The organism is Actinomadura sp. NTSP31, from assembly GCF_041951385.1.
Taxonomy (GTDB): domain Bacteria; phylum Actinomycetota; class Actinomycetes; order Streptosporangiales; family Streptosporangiaceae; genus Spirillospora; species Spirillospora napierensis.
In genome coordinates this window covers 115,936-134,179 of the sequence record NZ_JBGNUT010000020.1, presented here as the reverse complement: position 1 = coordinate 134,179, position 18,244 = coordinate 115,936, and the positions used below count along the sequence as shown (strand labels likewise).

Sequence of the window (18,244 nt, the reverse complement as noted above, 5' to 3'; positions counted from 1 at the left end):
GGCGCGGCCGGGCTAGCCGGGGATCCCGCGGCCGGTCAGGTCCAGGAGCCGCCGCTCGTCGTGGCGGCGGCGGGCCAGGCGGAACATGGCCTCCTCCAGGTCCCGCCGCTCGGGCTCGGTGAGGACGCCCGGGCCGCCGAGCCGGCGGTCGAGCCGGTCGAGGGCGGCCGGCAGCCAGCGCTCGTCGATGCCGCCGAGCCCGTCCCCGCCGTACCGCCACACGCCCAGGCAGGCGGCGGCCGCGAGGACGACGGCGTAGCGGCCCGCCAGCGCGTACGCCTCCGGGCGGGCGTCGATGGTGAGGTCGCGCGGGCGCAGCGCGGCGCAGTCGCGGCGGAGCCGGTCCAGCTCGTCGCGGAAGCGGGCGGCGAAGCGGCCCGGCAGGCCGCCCGCGCCGCTCTCGGCGATCTCCACCAGCGTGCCGCTCAGCCCGTCCGTGCGCGGCGCCCCCGGCAGCAGCGCCCCGAAGTCCAGCGGTTCCAGGTCGCCGCCCAGCCGGAACAGCGCGGCGGGCGCCGCCCCGCCCTCGAACCAGGCGCGCCGCGCCAGCCGGGGCAGCTGCGGCAGGATCGTCACCTGGCAGGCGGCCCGGGACACGTGCGCGAACCCGGCGGGGGCGAGGTCGCGGGCCAGCTTCTGGAAGACGCCGTACGGGCCCTCGCGCAGGTACGACTGGGCGCCGAGCACCGTCGCCAGCCCGTCCATGGCGTCCATCAGCAGCCGCGAGACCAGGTACTTCACGGCCGGCGCCGACACCCCGGTCTCGCCGGGCAGCACGTGCAGCGCCCGGGTCACCACCGTGCCGAACGCGTCGGCGGCCAGCAGGTCGGCCTGGGCCCGCCCGATCACGGCCCGGACGTAGGGCAGGTCGGCGACGGCGCCGCCGTAGAGCCGCCGGTCGAGCGCGCAGGCCAGCGCGGCGCGCAGCCCGGTGTCCACGATCCCGACGCACATGGCGGGCAGCGCGCTGCGGGTGAGCTGGAACGAGCTGAGCGCGGTCTCGATCCCGCGGCCCGGCTCGCCCAGCAGCGCGTCGCCGGGCACGAGGCAGCCGCGGAACTCGGCGCCGCCGAGCTGCACCCCGCGCATGCCGGAGCTCGGGAACCGCGGCAGGTGGCGCAGGGCGCCGTCCGGGACGGCCGACGCGGGCACCAGGAACTGCGAGTGGCTGCGGCTGCCGGGGTCCGGCCGGGTCCTGGCGAAGATCACCATGGCGTCCGCGCGGCGCAGGTTGGTGACCACCTCCTTGCGGCCGTCCAGCCGCCAGCCCGAGCCCGCGCGGACGGCGGCGAACTCGGCGCGGGAGAAGTCGTTGCCGTGCGCCAGCTCGTGGTAGACGGAGGCGATCTTGCGGTTGGCCAGCAGCAGGCCGGCGGCCTCGCGCCGCTGCCGCGCGTCGCCCGCGCTCCAGACGTTGACCGACGCGATGAACGAGCTGGCGCCGTAGCCGAGCCCGAGGCAGGGGTCGCGGCGCCAGACGGTCCGCATCACCTCGACGAGCCGGTCGAGCCGCCGGAACCTGCCGCCGAGCGCGGCGGGAACGAACTCGGCGTTCAGCCCGTAGCCGTCCAGGACGCCCTCGGACTCGGCGTGCATCTCCTCGCGCTCGTCGGCCTCCAGCAGCGCGCCGAAGCCGGTGGGGTTGCCGGGCTCCCAGGGGTCGCCGAGCAGCTTGTCGAGCAGGTCCGCGTCCGTTCCGGGACCGGCAGTCGAAGTGGTCACGTCCGTTCTCCGTCCTGGTCGCCGCGGAAGGGCGACAGCGGCCGTCCCTCCGCGACCGCCCGGGCGAGCAGCCCGGCGATCCGTTCGTCGTCCGCCGGGTCGGAGCCCGGCCCGCGGCCCAGCCCGTCCAGCAGGTGCCGGAGGGCGACCCGCAGCCACAGCGCGCCGTCCGCGGCCCCGCCCGCGGCGCCCGCGGTCCACAGGTGCAGGCAGGACGCGGCGGCGAAGCACAGCTCGTAGTCGGCGGCGACCTCGAAGGCCTCGATGTCGGGACGGGCGGACGGGCGGATCGCCGCCATGCGTCCGTGCACCGCGTCGACGGCGGCGAGCACGTCGCGCACCAGCGGCTCCGCGCCCTCCACCGCCGACCCCTCCACCGCCGCTCGGAGCCCTTGGACGATGCTGCAACCCGTCCGCGACACCAGTGACAGCCGCGCCCACTCCAGCTCCCCGGGCGGCGTGCCCGCGCGGGCCGTCGCGGCGAGGCCCGCGGCGTCGCGGGTCCCGGCCGCGTGGCCGCGGACCAGCCGGGGGAACTGGTTGATCAGCGCGTTGCGGGCCACGACCGTGCTGCCGTCGAAGATGCCGACCACCCGGTGGTCGCGCTGGAGCTTCTGGAACGCGCCGGCGGCGTACTCGCGGGTGAGGAAGGCCCGCGAGCCGAGCAGCTCGGCCAGCTCGCCGAGCATCCGGTCGGTCAGCGTGGGCGCCAGCGCCTTCACCGCGGCGGAGACCACGCTCATCTCCCCCGTCAGCCCGTGCACGGCCCGCGCCCCCACGATCCCGGCGACTTCGACGGCGGCCAGCGCGCCCGCCGCGCGGGCGAGGACGGCGCGGACGTTGGGGCGCTCGATCAGGGGCCGGTCCTGGATGACCCGTTCGCCCGCGAACCGGACCGCCAGCCGCAGGCCGTGCTCGGCCGCGCCCGCCGACAGCGACGCGCAGACGGTCCGGGTGAGCTGGAGCCCGAGCAGCGCCGTCTCGGCCCCGCCTCCCTCCCGCCCCACCAGCGCGGACGCGGGAACGCGGGCGCCCTCGAAGGCGATGCCGCTGATGTCGGCGCCGCGGATCCCGTGCGTGCGCGCCCTGGGCAGCGGCCGGTGCGAGCCGGCGGGAAGCGCGGCCTTGTCCACCAGGAAGAAGCTGTGGCCGCGCGGCCCGCCCGCTTCGTCCGTCCGGGCCAGGACGCACAGGTGGCTTCCGGCCGTGGCGTTGTTGATCGGCCACTTGACGCCGTCGAGCCGGTATCCGCCGCCGGCCGCCCGGGCCGTCACCTCGCCCGCCAGCAGGTCGGCTCCGTGACCGGGCTCGGTCAGCGCCCAGCTCACCCGGGCCCCGTCGCGGATCCGGGCGCCGAGCCGACGGGCCTGCGCGGGGTCGCCGGCGACCCAGACCGGCATCGCGCCGAGGTAGGTCTTGCCGTGCGCCACCGCGGCCGTCAGGTCGCGGGCGGCCACGGTCCGCAGCAGGTGGAAGAGCAGCTCGTGGTCGTCGAGGCGCCCGCCGGCCTCGGCCGGGACGTAGTAGGCGGGCAGGCCGAACGCGTCGAGCAGCGCGCAGGCGTCGGCGGGGAGCTCCTCGGCCCGGTCCAGCTCCCCCGACCGTTCGGCGGAGAACACGTCGGGCCGCGCGTCGAGGAGGGCCTCCAGCTCGCCGGCGGGGCCGGTCCCCGGCCGGGTCGCCGCGGTCGCTCCGGTCGCGCCCGTCATGACGCGTCACCGGCGCCGACGAGCGGGCGGCCCGGCATCCGCCGCACGGCCGGTTCCAGCTCGGCGTGCAGCACCGCGACGTCGCCGTCCAGGAAACGCGCCCGCATCTCGCCCCGCCGGATCTTGCCGCTGGTGGTCCGGCGCACCGCGCCGCGGCGGACGAGCACCACGTTCCCGGCGGGGATGCCGAGCGTGGTGGCCAGCCGCCGGGACACCGCCCGCGCGATCCCGGGCAGGTCGGCGGCGGCGGTCCGCGGGGCCACCTCGTGCAGCAGCACCACCCGCTCGTCCGGGGCCCGCACCGCGAACGCGGCGCCGACCAGCCCGGACAGGGCCGGGTGGGCGTCCCGGGCGAGCTGCTCCAGGTCCTGCGGGAACAGGTTGCGGCCGTGCACGATGAGGATCTCGCGGAGCCGGCCGGTGATGTAGAGCTCGCCGTCCCGCAGGAGGCCGAGGTCGCCGGTGCGCAGCCACCGGCCGCCCTCGCCGTCGATCCCGGCGGCGAACACCTCGGCGCTTTCCCGCGGGCGCCGCCAGTACCCGCGCCCGACGCTGGCGCCGCTCAGCCAGATCTCGCCGGCCTCGCCGTCGGGCAGCGCGCGCCGCGTCCGCGGGTCGACGATGCGCACGTCCAGCCCGGCGACCGTCCCGCAGCCGACGACCTCCCGCCCGTCCACGGTGCGCACGACCGGCTCCGCCGTCCGCAGCGACACGAACACCGTCGCCTCCGCGAGGCCGTAGCCGGGGCTCATCGTCTCGGGGCGGAACCCGGCCCGGGCGAAGCGCTCGGTGAACGCCCGCATGGCGGGCGCGTGGATCGGCTCCGAGCCGTTCCACATGTAGCGCAGCCGGGACAGGTCCAGCTCCGCCAGGTGCTCGTCGGTGACCAGGCGGGCGCAGCGTTCGAAGGCGAAGCTGGGCGCGGCGGTGGCGGTGACGCCGTGCCGGTCGACCATGCGCAGCCACTCGACCGGGCGCTTGAGGAAGCCCACCGGCGACATCAGCACGCACGTGCCGCCGATCGCCAGGGCGGTGCTCAGCAGCACGAACAGGCCCATGTCGTGGTGCAGCGGGATCCAGCCGCCGAGCCGGTCGGCGGCCCCGAGCCCGCCCGCGGCCCGCAGCGCCTCGACGTTGGCGAGGATGTTGCCGTGCGTCAGCATGACGCCCTTGGGGTCGCCCGTGGACCCGGAGGTGTACTGCAGGACGGCCAGGTCGTCGCGTTCCGGCCCGGTTCCGAGGTCGGCGTCCTCGCCCTCGGCCAGGCCCGCGACGGTGACGCCGGCGAGCCCGTCCAGCCCGGTCTGGCCGATCCACTCCCGCGTGGCGCCGATGTCCCGCTCGTCGGCCAGGACCAGCGACGCGCCGCAGTCGCGGGCGATGCCCGCGACGCGCTCCCCCGCCTCCCGCCGGCCGTCCAGGGCCGGGACGGGCACCGCGACCATCCCCGCCATGAGGCAGCCGAGATAGCACTCGACGAACTCGGGACCGGTGGGAAGGGCCAGCATCACCCGCGAACCCGGGGCCGTCCGGTCGCGCAGCCGCCGCGCGACCGACAGCGCCCGCCGCCGCAGGTCGCGGTAGGTCAGCACGGTGTCCGGGCCCTGGCCCGGCTCGCGGGCGAACACGAAGGCGGGCTTGCCGGGCGTCGCCGCGGCGTGCTCGCCGAACGCCGCCGCGAGGGTGCGGCAGTCGGGCAGTGGCGTGGTCATCGTCGGCTCTCCCTGGTGTCGGTGCCGGCCGGCGTCACCCGGTGGGTCGCGCTCTCGGGCCCGAGCGCCGCCCGCGCCTGCGCCCGCCGCCGCGCCTCGGCGTTGCGCCGCGCGACCACGAGGACCTGGCCGAGCATGAGATCGAGGCGGTCGCGGGTCTCCGGCCGCGCGGGCTCCCCGTCCGGCCGCAGCGCGGCGGTCGCGCTGGTGAGCGTCACGCCGAGCGGCGTCGGCCAGCCGCGCAGCGCGTGCGCGACCGTGCGGAGCGTCGCGAGCGTCGAGGCGGCCCCCTGGTCGCCGAGGGCCAGCGCGACGCAGCCGACGGACCTGTCCTGAAGGAACGGCTGGCGCTCCTGCGACAGGTCGTTGACGTAGTCGAGCGCGTTCTTCAGCAGCCCCGACACCGTGCCGTGGTACGCCGGGGAGATCAGCACGATCCCGTCGGCCCACGCCAGCTCGTACAGGTAGCGGGTCAGCTGGGCGTGCCGCCCGCTGAGCCCCGGCCGGTAGTGCGGGAACTCCAGGTCCTCGCCGGTGAAGACCGTCGTGGTGGCCCCGCGGCACCGGCGCGCGCACCACGCCGCGATCCGGTCCGCCTTGGACCCCGCGTGCAGGGTCCCGCTGAGGAACACCAGATGGGGCGCCGTCGCCGCCATCGCCGTCTCCCTTCCTCTCATGTCCTCACCCGACCCGCTCTCCGGTCCCGGGTCCGAGCAGGTCGATCTCGCGGAGCCGCTCCTCCGCGGTGTGCTCGACGCGCCCCATGGCCAGCCGCAGGATCGGCGGCGCCATGAGCGACGTCGCGACCGCGACGAGGATCACGATCGTGAACGTCTCGGCGCTCAGCACGCCGAGGCTGAGCCCGGCCATGGCGACGACCACCTCGATGACGCCGCGGGCGTTCATGCCGGCGCCGAGCGCGAGCGCCTCCCAGCGGCCGAGCCGCCCGAGCCGCGCCCCGAGGTAGGCGCCGCCGAACTTGCCGAGCACCGCGACCAGCAGCACCGCCGTCCCGGTGGCCAGCACCTGCGGCCGCGCCAGCGCGGTGAGGTCGACCCGCAGCCCGACGGTGGCGAAGAACACCGGGGCGAGCACGCCGAGCACCACCGTCCGCAGCGGCGCCAGGGCGGCGGGCCCGGCCGCGCCGCAGGTGCCGATGACGATGCCCGTGACGAACGACCCGAAGATCGCCTCCAGGCCCATCGCCTGGGTCGCCGCCGCCCCGCCGAGCATCAGCACGGTGGCCGCCGCGACGGTCCCGCCGGGCCCGGCGGAGGCGGCCCGGCCCATGACCCACCGCACGAGCGGCCGGCCGGGCAGCGCGGCGAAGGCCACGACCGCGACGAGGTAGAGCAGGGAGAGCCCGAGCCGGGCGCCGTCCAGGTGCGACACCGCCAGCGCGGAGACGATCGACAGCATCAGCCAGCCGACGATGTCGTCCACGATCCCGGCGGCCAGGATGAGCTGCCCGATGTTGCGGTGCAGCAGGTTCATGTCGGTCAGCGTCTTGGCGATGACCGGGATGGCGCTCACGCACATGGCCACGCCCAGGAACAGGGCGAAGACGGTCCGGTCGGCGGTCGCGGGCATGAGCGAGCCCGGGACGAGGTATCCGGTGCCGATGCCGAGCGCGAGCGGGACGGCCAGACCGGTGACGCTGATCCGCACGGCGGTGCGCCCGCGCCGCCGCACCATGCCGAGGTCCAGGTGGCCGCCGGTGATGCCGACCAGGAGCAGCACGCCGATCTGGCCGAACGCGTCCAGCATGTGCATCTGCTCGGGCCGCCGCGGCAGCAGCCAGCCGGACAGGTCCGGGGCGAGGTGGCCGAGCAGCGACGGGCCGAGCAGCAGACCGACCAGCAGTTCCCCGACGAGCGCGGGCATGCCGATCCGGACCGCGCCGCGGCCGAGGAGCAGCGCGAGCCCGAGCAGGAGGAAGACCTGGAGCAGGAAGACCAGGAGCTGGTGCGGGGGCACCGGAGGGACGGGACTGGCGGCGAGAGGCATGGAGGTCTCCACAGAGCGGCCGATCGGGAGGGACGCCGGGCACCTACTGTCCGTAACCACCCCACTCGACCAGGAGGCGCCGCCGCTCCTGCGGCGTGAGCACGTCGACCTCCCGGACCGGGCGGTCCGGTTCGGCGGCGAAGGCCTCCAGCAGGCGGGTCAGCCGCGCCATCAGGCGCTCGATCTCGGGCCGTCCGAACGCGTCGGAGCGGTAGCCCAGCCACAGGCGGAGCCGGGGACCGGGGATCGCGATCAGGCGCAGCGGATAGTGGGTGCCCTCGTCGACCTCCAGGCCGGCGAGCCGCACCTCGCGCAGCGGCGTGTCCAGGGCCGCGACGTCGAGCGGGTAGTTGACGCACACCATCGTGCTGTCGAACCGCGCGCCCTCGCCCGCCCGCCGCTGGATCTCGGCGAGCCCGAGATGGTGGTGCGGGATGAGGCGGACCTGCTCGTCCTGCAGGCGGGTCAGGAAGCCGCGCACGGTCTCCCCGTCGCGCGGCGCGACGCGGACCGGTACCAGGTTGGTGAACAGCCCGACCATCCGCTCGATCCCGGGCAGCTCGGGCGGACGGCCGGACACCGAGCCGCCGAACACCACGTCGTCGCGGCCGGTCGCGTGCGAGAGCAGCAGCCCCCAGGCACCCTGGACGACGGTGTTGAGGGTGAGTCCGCTGCGGCGCGCCCAACCGGCCAGCCGCTCGGTGGAGTCCTCGGCCAGGCCGTCCTGGAGCTGCTCCTGGGGCGCGGACGGCAGGTCCTCGACGGCGGGGGCGACGAGCGTGGGCCCGGCGACGCCCTCCAGCGCCCGCGACCACGCGTCCCGCGCGGCGCGCCGGTCCTGTGCGGCGAGCCATTCCAGGTACCGCCCGTAACGGGTCACGCGGGGCAGGCCGGTGTCGTCGCCGTCCTGCTCGTACAGCGTGAACAGCTCCTCCAGCAAAACCGGGGTAGACCAGCCGTCCCACAGGATGTGGTGGATGGTGAGCACGAGCCGGTACCGCTCGGGCGCCAGTTTGAGCAGCAGGAACCGCAGCAGCGGGGGGCGCGCCATGTCGAAGCGGCGGACCCGCTCCTGCCCGGCCAGCCGGAGCGCCTCGTCCGCCGCGGCGGCCTCGCCCAGCGCGGTGAGGTCGACGTCGGTCCAGGGCGGCGCCATCTCGCCGCACAGCACCTGGACGGGGCGCGGCAGCCCGTCGTGGCGGAAGGCCGCGCGCAGGTTCGCGTGCCGGGCCAGGACGGCCCCGGCGGCCCGCCGCAGGGCCGCCGCGTCGAGCGGGCCGTCGAGATCGAACCGCAGCTGGGCGGTGTAGACGTCCACCTCGCGCTCGGTGATGAGGGCGTGGGACAGCAGCCCCTCCTGCATCGGCGCCAGCGGCAGGACGTCCACCAGCCCGGGGTGCGCGGCTTCGAGCTCCTCGATCCGGGCCTGGTCCAGGCCGGTCGCGGGCAGGTCGGACGGCGTCCGCCCGCCGCCGCCGTGCACGGCCAGGCCGCGCAGCGCCGCCTCCCACAGGCCGGCGAGCCCGGCGACCTCGTCCTCCCCGAGCAGGCCCGGCGCCCAGGTCACGGTGGCCTCCAGCTCGGGGCCTCCCGCGTCCGGCCGGTCGTGGGCGATGACGTCGAACGCGAGGACGTGGGTGAGCGGCATCCGAGGATCGGCGCCGCCCGCCACCGCCACGGGACTCCAGTCGCCGTCCTGCGCGAGGTCGAAGCGGCCGAGGTAGTTGAAGGCGATCTGCGGCGCGTTGTACTTGGCGAGGCGGGGACCGGTGTCGGCGTTGAGGTGGCGCAGCAGGCCGTAGCCGAGGCCGTGGTCGGGTGCGGCGCGCAGCTGCTCCTTGACCCGCTTCAGCGCCGCTCCGGCTCCCGGGCCTCCCGCGACGGCCTCGTCCCAGGCGACGCCGCCGGGGTCGAGGTGCACCGGGTGGCTGCTGGTGAACCAGCCGACCGTGCGGGACAGGTCCGCGCCGGGCACCACGTCCTCCTCCCGGCCGTGGCCCTCGACCTCCAGCAGCACACCGGGCGCGCCGGCGCGCCCGCCTCGGCCGCGCCACTCGCGGACCGCCAGTGCGAGGGCGGTCAGCAGCACGTCCGCCGTCCCCGCCCGGTACGCCGCGGGGACCTCGGCCAGCAGCGGCGCGCTCACCTCGGCGGGCAGGCGCAGCCGGAGCCGTCCGGCGTCGCCGGCGCGGTCGGCGGCCGGGTCGAGCGGCCGGCCGGCGAGCGGCGGGTCGGGCCGGTCCAGGACCCGCGTCCAGTGGTCCAGCTCGTCCGCGCGGGCGGGCGCCGCGGCGGCCTCGTTCAGCCGGCGCGCCCAGCGCCGCAGCGAGGTCGGGACCGGCGGCGGTTCGCCGCCGCCGAACGCCGTCGCCAGGTCGGGCAGCAGGATCCGCCAGGAGACCCCGTCCACGGCCAGATGGTGGATCAGCAGCAGGAGCCGTCCGGGGCTGCGGGGACCCGCGTCGAACCACACGGCCTGGAGCATCACGCCCTCGCGCGGTACGAGGCGGTCCCGTGCGCCGAGCGACTCCGCGGCGATGACCGCGTCGGTCTCCTCGCCGGTCAGCCCGGCGACGTCGACGCGCATGAGGGGGACGGCGGCGGCCGGACCGGACGGCGGCCGGACCGCCGGTCGCCCGTCCGGGCCCAGTTCGAGGCGGAGCGCGTCGTGGTGATCGACCAGCGTCCGCAGCGCCGCCGCGAGCCTCTCGCGGCCGAGCCCCGCGGGCGCGCGGACCAGGACCGACTGGTGGAACCCGTCGATCTCGTCCGCCGCCTCCAGCAGCCACCGCACGGCCGGGGTGGGCGGGACGGGCCCGAGGCGCTCCTCCGGCGGCTCGGCCTCGGCGGCGTCGCCCGTGCGGGCGGCCGCCGCGAGGGCCGCGGCGGTCCGGTGCTCGAACACCTCCCGCGAGGAGATCCGCAGCCCGGCGGCATGGGCCCGCGACACCAGCTGCAGCGCCACGATGCTGTCCCCGCCGAGGTCGAAGAACGAGTCCTCGGCCCCGACCGCCTCCAGGCCGAGCACCTCGGCGAACAGCCCGCACAGCAGCCGCTCGGCGGGCGTGCGCGGCGCCCGGCCCGACGCCGGCGCGGCGAAGTCGGGCTTCGGCAGGGCCCGCCGGTCCACCTTGCCGTTGGGCGTGAGGGGCAGCTCGTCGAGGACGACGACGGCGGCGGGCACCATGAAGTCCGGCAGCGCGCGGGCGGCGAACTCGCGCAGCTCGGCGGGCCGCACGTCCCGCCCCGGCTCGGGCACGGCGTAGGCGGCCAGCCGCCTGTCGCCCGGCCGGTCCTCCCGGGCCACGACGGCGGCGGCGCGGACGGCGGGATGCCCGGTCAGCACCGTCTCGATCTCGCTCGGCTCGATCCGGAACCCGCGGACCTTGACCTGGTCGTCGGTGCGGCCCAGGTACTCGAGGCTCCCGTCGGGCCGCCAGCGCACCAGGTCGCCGGTCCGGTACATGCGCCCGCCCGGCGCCCCGAACGGGCAGGGCAGGAAGCGGTCCGCGGTCAGCGCGGGCCTGCGCAGGTAGCCGCGGGCCAGGCCGTCCCCGGTGATGTACAGCTCCCCCGGCACGCCCGGCGGCAGCAGCCGCAGGCCCGGGTCGAGCACGTACACCCGCGTGTTGGCGACGGGCCGGCCGATCGGGGGCCGCTCGCGGCCGGTGAGCGGGTCGCTCGCGGTCGCGGCGACCGTGGTCTCGGTCGGGCCGTACACGTTGATCATCCGGCGCCCGGCCGCCCAGCGCGCCACCACCTCCGGCTCGGCGACCTCGCCGCCGGTGGCCAGCGTCACCAGGCCGGGCAGGTCCGGTTCGGGCAGCGCCGCCAGCACCACCGGCGGCAGCGCCGCGTGCGTGATCCGCTGCTCGGCGAGCCGCCGCAGCAGCGCCTCGCCGAGCGGCGGCCGGCCGGCCGGCGCGAGCACGAGGGTCGCGCCGGACAGCAGCGCGGGCCAGATGTCGGCGATCGAGGCGTCGAAGCTCGGCGAGACCAGCTGCAGCATCCGGGACCCGGGGCCGACGCCGAACCGCTCGATGTGGTCGGCGGCGATGTTCACCACGCCGGCGTGCGTGGCCACCACGCCCTTGGGCAGGCCGGTCGAGCCCGACGTGTAGATCACGTAGGCCGGGTGGGCGGTGCCGGATCCGGCGGCGGCCCGGCGCGGTCCGGCCGGCAGGTGGCCCGGCGCGAACGAGCGCACCCGGGCGTGGGCGTCCAGGTCGACGCGCGCGGGTCCCGGGACGGGCGGCGCCGCCGCGCCGGCCCCGGTGATCACGCAGATCGGGGCGGAGTCCTCCAGCATGTGGCGGATCCGCTCCACCGGGTAGTCCGGGTCGACCGGCAGGTATCCGCCGCCCGCCTTCAGCACGGCCAGCATCGCCACGACGAACTCCGGCGACCTCGGCAGCACCAGGGCCGCGAACCGCTCCGGGCCCACGCCGGCGGCGCGCAGCTCGGACGCCAGCGCGGACGACCGGGCGTCGAGCTCGGCGTAGCTCAGGGTCGCGCCGTCGGACTCCAGCGCGACCGCGTCGGGCGTCGCGGCGGCCTGCGCGGCGAACCTCCCGTCCAGGGTCCCGTCGCGGCCGGCCGGGCGGGCGGAGTCGTTCCAGCGGTGCAGCAGGGTGTCCCGTTCGGACGGCGTCAGCAGGTCGATCCCGCCGATCGGGCCCTCCGGGTCCGCCAGCGCCGCGGCGAGGAACCGGGGGAACCGGTCCCGGTGGTCGGCGACGTCGTCGCCGCCGTAGAAGTCCGGGTTGGCGTCGAACGCGAGCGCCGCGCCCGCGCCCTCGGCCCCCTCGTACACGCCCACCGTCAGGTCGATCGCGGGACCCGAGGACAGGTTGTGCGCGGTCGCCCGCGCCGCCCCGAAGGCCAGGTCGCGCGGGAACGACAGGATGTTGACCATCGCGCCGAGGAAGCCCCGGTCGTCGCCGGTGAGGCCGAGGTCGCGGCAGAGGTCCTCGTGCCGGTAGCGCTGGTGGGCCAGGGCCGCGCCGAACTCCGCCGCGACGGCCGGCAGCAGCCCGGCCAGGCCCGCGTGCGGCGGGATTTCGATCCGCAGCGGCACGGTGTTGGCCAGCATCCCGGGCGTGCGGCGGGCGGACGGCGACGTGCGGGCGGTCACCGGCAGGCCGAGGACGACCTCGCGGCGCCCGGTCATCCGCGCCAGGTAGGCCGCCACGGCGGCGACGAAGACCACCGGCCAGCCGGTGCGCGCGTCCCGGGCCACCGCCCGCAGCCGGGCGGTCGTCGAGGCGGGCAGCGAGGCGGTGCGGCGCAGCCCCGGCCGGGCGCCGCGCCCGCCCGCCTCGACGGCGCCGCGGATCAGGCGGGTCGGCGCGGGCATGTCGGCGAAGCGCTCCGTCCAGTACGCGCGGTCGCGGACGAAGTCGTCGGAGGCGCGGTAGGCGGTCTCCTCCTCGACCAGGCCGCGCAGCGTCCCGAAGCCGGCGGGCGCCGGTTCCTCGCCGCGCTCCAGCGCCGAGTAGAGCGCCGCGAGCCGCCGCGGGACCAGCGAGTAGCCGAAGCCGTCGGCCAGCACGTGGTGGTAGCGGTGGTAGAAGCTGTAGCGGTCGCCGGCCCGCTTGAGCAGCGCGAACGCGCAGAGGGGCCCGGCGGCCAGGTCGACCGGCCGGTCCATGTCCGCCCGCATCCAGGCCAGCGCCGCGGCGTCCGGGTCGGCCTCCCCGGTGAGGTCGGCGTACCGCAGTTCGGGGCCCTCGCCGTCCGCGCGGCCGAGGACCTGCCAGAGCCCGTCGCTCTCCTCGATCGAGCGGACCCGCAGGACGTCGGCCTCACCGCGCAGCCGCCGCCACGCCGCCTCCATCAGCGCCCGGTCCATCGGCCCGCCGATCTCCAGGTACTCGCCCACGACGTAGCGGCGGGCGGACGGGTCGCGCTGGTGCGCCAGCCACACGCCGGTCTGCGCGGCCGACAGCCTCAGCCGCTCGCCGGCTCCGCGGGGCTCAGCCATGGCGCGCCTCCACCCGGCCGGAGCCGTCCAGGTCGCCGTCCAGCCTCTCCAGCAGAAGTGCCACCAGTTCCCCCGGAACTTCCTCGTTGTAGAAATGGCCGCCCGGCAGGGACCGCGCCTCGAACCCGGCGACGGTGTGCGCCGACCACCGCCTCGCGTCCGAGGCGGTGAAGGCCGGGTCGCTCTCGCCCGAGATGGCCGTGATCGGGCAGGTCAGCGGGGCGCCCGGGACGTAGCGGTACTCGTCGGCCATCAGGAAGTCGTTGCGCAGCATCGGCAACGTGAGCCTCCACAGCTCCTCGTCCTGCAACGGGACGGCGCCCGAGCCGCCGAGCCGGCGGACGAACGCCCGGACCTCGTCGTCGTCGAACTCCAGCCCCGTGGGCTCGCAGGCGTCGGGCGCCTTGCGCGCCGAGGCGAACAGGTGCACCAGCGGCGACGGGTAGCGCGGCCGGACGCGGCGGGCCACCTCGAACGCCGCGATGGCGCCCATGCTGTGCCCGAAGAGCGCCGCCGGCCGGTCCAGGACCGCCATGACGTCCTCGGTGATCGCGTCGGCCATCGCGGTCAGGTCCCGGACCAGCGGTTCGCCGTAGCGGTCCTGCCTGCCGGGGTACTGCACGGCGATGACCTCGACCTGCGGCGGGAGCAGGCCGGGCCAGTCGCGGAAGGCCGAGGCCGCCCCGCCCGCGTTGGGGAAGCAGATCAGCCGCAGCCGCGCCGCGGGCCGCGGGTGGAAGGCGCGGAGCCAGCCGGAGCCCACGGGTCAGGCTCTCCCCGCCGGATCGGACGGCGCCGGATCGGCCGGCCCCGGGTCGGCCGGCCCCGGGTCGTACGACTCGGCCATGGCGACGGCGATGCTGCGCGGGCCGGTGAACGGCTCGCGGCCGTGCGAGGTGAGCATGTTGTCGATGACCAGCACGTCGTCCTGCCGCCAGTCCTCGCGGACGAGGTTGTCCCGGTAGCACTCGCGCAGGTGGTCCATGACGTCGTCGGGGATCCGGCCGCCGTCGCCGTAGTAGGTGTTGGTCGGCAGCCCGTCCTCGCCGAGGATCGCCAGCAGCCCTTCCTGCACGTCCTTGGGCAGCGTCGTGTAGTGGAAGAACGTGGCGTGGTTGAACCACACGGTCTCGCCGGTCTCGGGGTGGACGTGCGCGGCCTTGCGGACGGCCCGGGTGCGCAGTCCGTCGGTGCCGCGCCACTCGAACTCCAGGCCGCGCCGCCGGCAGTACTCCTCGACCTCGGCCCGGTCCCCGGTGTTGAACGTGTCCCGCCACGTCACGCCGAACCGCTCGTGGAAGTTGCGGACCAGCATCCAGCCGCGCCGGGCGAACTCCTCGCGCACCGCGGGGTCGATCGACGCGTGGACGCGGCGCGAGTCGGCCAGCGGGGTGGCGCCCTGCGTCTCGGGCGGGCGGTCGCAGTAGAAGTACAGGAACCTCGGCCAGGTGACCTGGTAGGAGCTCTCGTTGTGCAGGAAGATCTCCTCGTCCGGCGGGTAGTCGGTCGAGGTGTAGACGTGCCCCTTGATGGTCGAGCGGGGCGAGGACCGCTCGGCGTACTTCAGCGGCGGCTCGCCCGACAGGGCGCGCACGACGGCCTCGAAGCCCTCGACCCCGCCGATGGGGAAGCCGCGCAGCAGGATCGCGCCGTGCTCGGACAGCAGCGCGCGCAGCCGCGGCCGGTGGGCCGCGATGTAGTCGGTGGCGTCCGCGCCGGCCGGCTCGGCCGGCACGGCGTACGGGAGCATCCGCCCTTGATCGGTCATCGGTGTCGAGGTCCTTTGCTCGTTCCGCGCCCGGCGCGGTCAGTCCGACATCGCGACGAGCACCCGGCGCGGCCCGGTGAAGGGGCGGCGGCCGTGCCCGACGAGGACGTTGTCGATCAGCAGGAGGTCGCCGGCCCGCCAGCCGACGTCGACGGCGGCCGCGAGGCCCCGGTCGCGCACCTGGACGACGTGCTCGGGCGGGATCGGCGAGCCGTCGGCGTAGGTCACCGACTGCGGCAGGTCCTCCGCCGGCATGATCTTGGCGAGCGCCGCGGCCGTCTCGTCGCCGAGCCCGGCGGCGTGCCACTGGTCGGCCTGGTTGAACCACACCTCGTCGCCGGTGACCGGGTGCCGGGTCGTGGCGGGGCGCAGCTGGCTCACCCGCAGCCCGCCGTCCGGCCGCCACTCCCACTCGGCCCCCGACTCCTTCAGGTAGGCCTCGACGTCCGCGCGGTCCCCGGTCTCGAAGGTGTCCTGCCAGCTCTTGCCGAGCCCGAGGCCGTCGTGCAGGTTCTGGTTGTAGCGGACGCCCGCGGCGAAGGCGTCCCGGACCTCCGCGTCCAGCGCCCCCAGCCAGCGGGTCCCGTCGACGAGGGGCGTGGCGCCGCCGGTCTCCGGCGCCCGCTCGCAGAAGAACGCCAGCCGGGCCGGCCACCGGTGCGCGTACGACATCTCGTTGTGCATCGAGATGGTGTACTTCGGCGGGTACTCGGTCGAGGTGTAGACGTTCTTGCCGACCTTCGTGCGCGGCGAGTTCCCGTGCACGTACGCCAGCCGGTTGGGGAGCAGCAGGTCCAGGACCGGGTCCAGCTCGCCCGGGCCGATGCCGAAGCCGCGGAAGACCAGTGCCTTCTCGCGGGTGAGGAGGCCCTCCAGGTCGGCGAGGCCGCGCAGGTGGCGGGCCAGCCCGTCCGGCGTCGCCTCGGCTCCGGCGCCCGCCGGGTCGATCTCCAGTGGCGCCCACTGCGGGCCGTTGCCCATCTGCCTCTCCCTCGTCGTCCGCGGGTCGTGGTCTCCAGGGTGCGCCGGGCGCCTATATTTCTTCGCTATCCCGTCTAGCGGCGACGGGCTCGGGCTCGGGCGCGGCGGCGGGTTCGGGCTCGGGCTTGGTTTCGGGCTCGGCGCCGTCCGCCTCACCGGTGAGGCGGATGTCGTTGCCGCTGCGGATCGCCGGGCTCACGGCCGCTCCGACCGTGATGAGGAGCATCACGACGCCGACGCCCACGAGGGTCGGGGTGGAGCCGAAGCCGCTGAGCAGGAAGCCCGCCCCCATGACGCCGAACGAGTTGGCGCCCGAGGTGACCAGGAGGATGACGCTGCTGATCCGGCCCTGCATCCGGTCCGGGGTGATCTGCACCTGGTAGACCCCGGCGGTCACGTTCATCACCGCGCCGCAGAACGTCATCCCGGCGAACAGCCCGCCGAGCGCGAACAGGTTCGCGGTCAGCGCGACCGCCGGCATCAGCAGGGTCCAGGCCGCGAACGACAGGATGATCACGGTCGCCAGCGGCAGCCTCTTCACCCACCACGAGCCCGACAGCGCGCCGAGCACCCCGCCGACGCCCGACACGACGCTGATGACGCCGACCGCCGCCGGCGAGCCGCCGCTGTCCTTGATGATGACCACCAGCGCCAGGCCCATCACCTGGAAGAGGATGTTGGTGGCGGCGACCAGGACGACGGCCGCGCGCAGGAACCGCTGCCGCAGCAGCCAGCCGATGCCCTCTCGGATCTCGGCCTTCAGGCGCCGCGGCTCGTCGCTCCGCCCGGTCTGGAAGTCGCGCTTGATCAGCAGCAGCATGACCAGCGCCAGCACGTGGCCGATCGCGGTGGCGACGAACGGCGACCAGCGGACCAGCGCGAACAGCGAGCTGCCCGCGGGCCCGCCGACCAGCCCGAAGGCCCGCCCGCGCGCCTCGTTCTGCGCCAGCGCCGCGGGCAGGTGCCTGGGATGGACGACGTTGCGCACGGCGGCGCGCTCGGCCAGCCGGTAGAAGATCGTCGCGCCGCCCTCGACGAAGGCGGCGGCCATCAGGTGCGGCAGCCAGACGTGCCCGAACAGCAGGGCGACGCCGACGCTGCCCATGGCGGCGAACCCGGCCACGTCGCACCAGATCATCAGCCGCCGCCGGTCCCAGCGGTCCACCAGCACGCCCGCGGGCAGCTGCACCAGCAGCGTGGGCAGCAGCGCCGCGAAGCCCACCAGGCCGGCGCCGATCGTCGAGCCGCCCTGCCAGATCATCACCAGCGGGTAGGCCACGACGCTCAGCCGCCCGCCGAGCATGGACAGCCCCGCGCCGAACCACAGCATGAGGAAGTCGCGGTTGCGGCGCAGCGGAGCGGACGGCTCGCCGCGCGGCTCGTCGGGCGCGGCGACCTTCTCGACGACGCCGCTCACGCGAGGTCCCCGCGGCACCACTCCAGCACGGCCATGGCGCTGTACAGCTTGTTGGCGGCCTGTTCGAAGGCGATGCTGTCCGGGCCGTCCAGGACCCCGGGCGTCACCTCCTCGCCGCGGTGGGCGGGCAGATCGTGCATGAAGGCCGCCTTCGGGCTGTGCGCCCAGAGTTTCTCGGTGACCTGGAACGGCCCGAAGGCCGTCCGCCAGTCCGGGTCCTTCTTGGTGGTGCCGGTGGTCTGCCAGCGCGTCGTGTAGATCACGTCGACGTCGTCGGGCGGGGAGTGCATGGTGTGCAGTTCGGTGATGCGCGCGCCGCGCCGCGCGGCGTGCCCGCCGGCCGCGGCCAGCACGTCGGGCGCGAGCCCGTGGCCGGGCGGCGTGCGCAGCTCCAGCTCGACCCCGCGGAAGCGGCTCAGCGCCAGCGCCAGCGCGGCGGCGGTGCTGTTGCCCTCCCCGACGTAGAGGATCCGCAGCCCCTCCACGTCGCCGAACCGCAGGCGCATCGTGGTCAGGTCGGCGAGCGCCTGGGTGGGGTGCTCGGTCCCGCTCATCGCGTTCACCACCGACATGCGGTCCTGCGCCGCCCAGCCGCGCAGCTCCGCGACCGCCCCGCCGGTCCTGGCGACGATCAGGTCCAGCATCCCGGCCAGCACCCGCCCGGTGTCGGCGGACGTCTCCCCGGTGCCGGTCTGCAGGTCGCCGGGGCCGAGCGCCAGCACGTGCGCGCCGAGCCGCAGCGCGCCCACCGAGAAGGCGGCCCGGGTCCGGGTCGAGGTCATCCGGAAGTGCATCCCGGCGACCTGCCCGTCCAGGGGCCGCGGCGGATCCGCCTCGCCCCGGGACAGGGCCGCCCCGCGGTCGACGAGGGCGCGCAGATCCGCGTCGCTCACGTCGTCGATCGACAGCAGATGTCGGGCAGGACGTCGCATGGTGGACCACTCC

11 protein-coding genes are annotated in these 18,244 nt (G+C 76.1%); all 11 read right to left on the bottom strand.

What is annotated here, in order from left to right:
• Window positions 1–12: 12 nt before the first annotated feature.
• The 11 genes from ACA514_RS30295 to ACA514_RS30245 are packed head-to-tail and all read right to left on the bottom strand — an operon-like array spanning window position 13 to window position 18,231.
• A complete protein-coding gene (locus ACA514_RS30295; RefSeq protein ID WP_375044673.1) occupies window positions 13–1,722 on the bottom strand; it encodes an acyl-CoA dehydrogenase in 1,710 nt (569 codons plus the stop codon).
• The gene (locus tag ACA514_RS30290; protein ID WP_375044672.1) at window positions 1,719–3,431 is read right to left on the bottom strand and encodes an acyl-CoA dehydrogenase family protein; all 1,713 of its coding nucleotides are present in this window, start codon (window positions 3,429–3,431) and stop codon (window positions 1,719–1,721) included. Before ACA514_RS30290 ends, ACA514_RS30295 begins: the two co-directional genes overlap by 4 nt.
• Window positions 3,428–5,143, bottom strand: coding sequence for a fatty acyl-AMP ligase (locus ACA514_RS30285; RefSeq protein ID WP_375044671.1), 1,716 nt, complete (start codon window positions 5,141–5,143; stop codon window positions 3,428–3,430). The genes ACA514_RS30290 and ACA514_RS30285 overlap by 4 nt, the downstream gene beginning before the upstream one ends.
• Window positions 5,140–5,820, bottom strand: coding sequence for an NADPH-dependent FMN reductase (locus ACA514_RS30280; protein ID WP_375044670.1), 681 nt, complete (start codon window positions 5,818–5,820; stop codon window positions 5,140–5,142). Before ACA514_RS30280 ends, ACA514_RS30285 begins: the two co-directional genes overlap by 4 nt.
• Window positions 5,821–5,824: 4 nt before the next feature.
• Window positions 5,825–7,150, bottom strand: coding sequence for a cation:proton antiporter (locus ACA514_RS30275; RefSeq protein WP_375044669.1), 1,326 nt, complete (start codon window positions 7,148–7,150; stop codon window positions 5,825–5,827).
• Window positions 7,151–7,193: 43 nt separating this feature from the next.
• The gene (locus ACA514_RS30270) at window positions 7,194–13,133 is read right to left on the bottom strand and encodes an amino acid adenylation domain-containing protein (RefSeq protein WP_375044668.1); all 5,940 of its coding nucleotides are present in this window, start codon (window positions 13,131–13,133) and stop codon (window positions 7,194–7,196) included.
• The gene (locus ACA514_RS30265; protein WP_375044667.1) at window positions 13,126–13,896 is read right to left on the bottom strand and encodes a thioesterase II family protein; all 771 of its coding nucleotides are present in this window, start codon (window positions 13,894–13,896) and stop codon (window positions 13,126–13,128) included. Before ACA514_RS30265 ends, ACA514_RS30270 begins: the two co-directional genes overlap by 8 nt.
• 3 nt (window positions 13,897–13,899) lie before the next feature.
• The gene (locus ACA514_RS30260; protein WP_375044666.1) at window positions 13,900–14,901 is read right to left on the bottom strand and encodes a TauD/TfdA family dioxygenase; all 1,002 of its coding nucleotides are present in this window, start codon (window positions 14,899–14,901) and stop codon (window positions 13,900–13,902) included.
• Between the two features lie 39 nt (window positions 14,902–14,940).
• Window positions 14,941–15,882, bottom strand: coding sequence for a TauD/TfdA family dioxygenase (locus ACA514_RS30255; protein WP_375044665.1), 942 nt, complete (start codon window positions 15,880–15,882; stop codon window positions 14,941–14,943).
• A gap of 52 nt (window positions 15,883–15,934) precedes the next feature.
• Window positions 15,935–17,299, bottom strand: a complete 1,365-nt coding sequence (locus ACA514_RS30250; RefSeq protein ID WP_375044664.1) for an MFS transporter — start codon at window positions 17,297–17,299, stop codon at window positions 15,935–15,937.
• Complete coding sequence (locus ACA514_RS30245) at window positions 17,296–18,231, bottom strand: ornithine carbamoyltransferase (RefSeq protein WP_375044663.1); 936 nt, start codon at window positions 18,229–18,231, stop codon at window positions 17,296–17,298. Before ACA514_RS30245 ends, ACA514_RS30250 begins: the two co-directional genes overlap by 4 nt.
• Window positions 18,232–18,244: the final 13 nt, after the last annotated feature.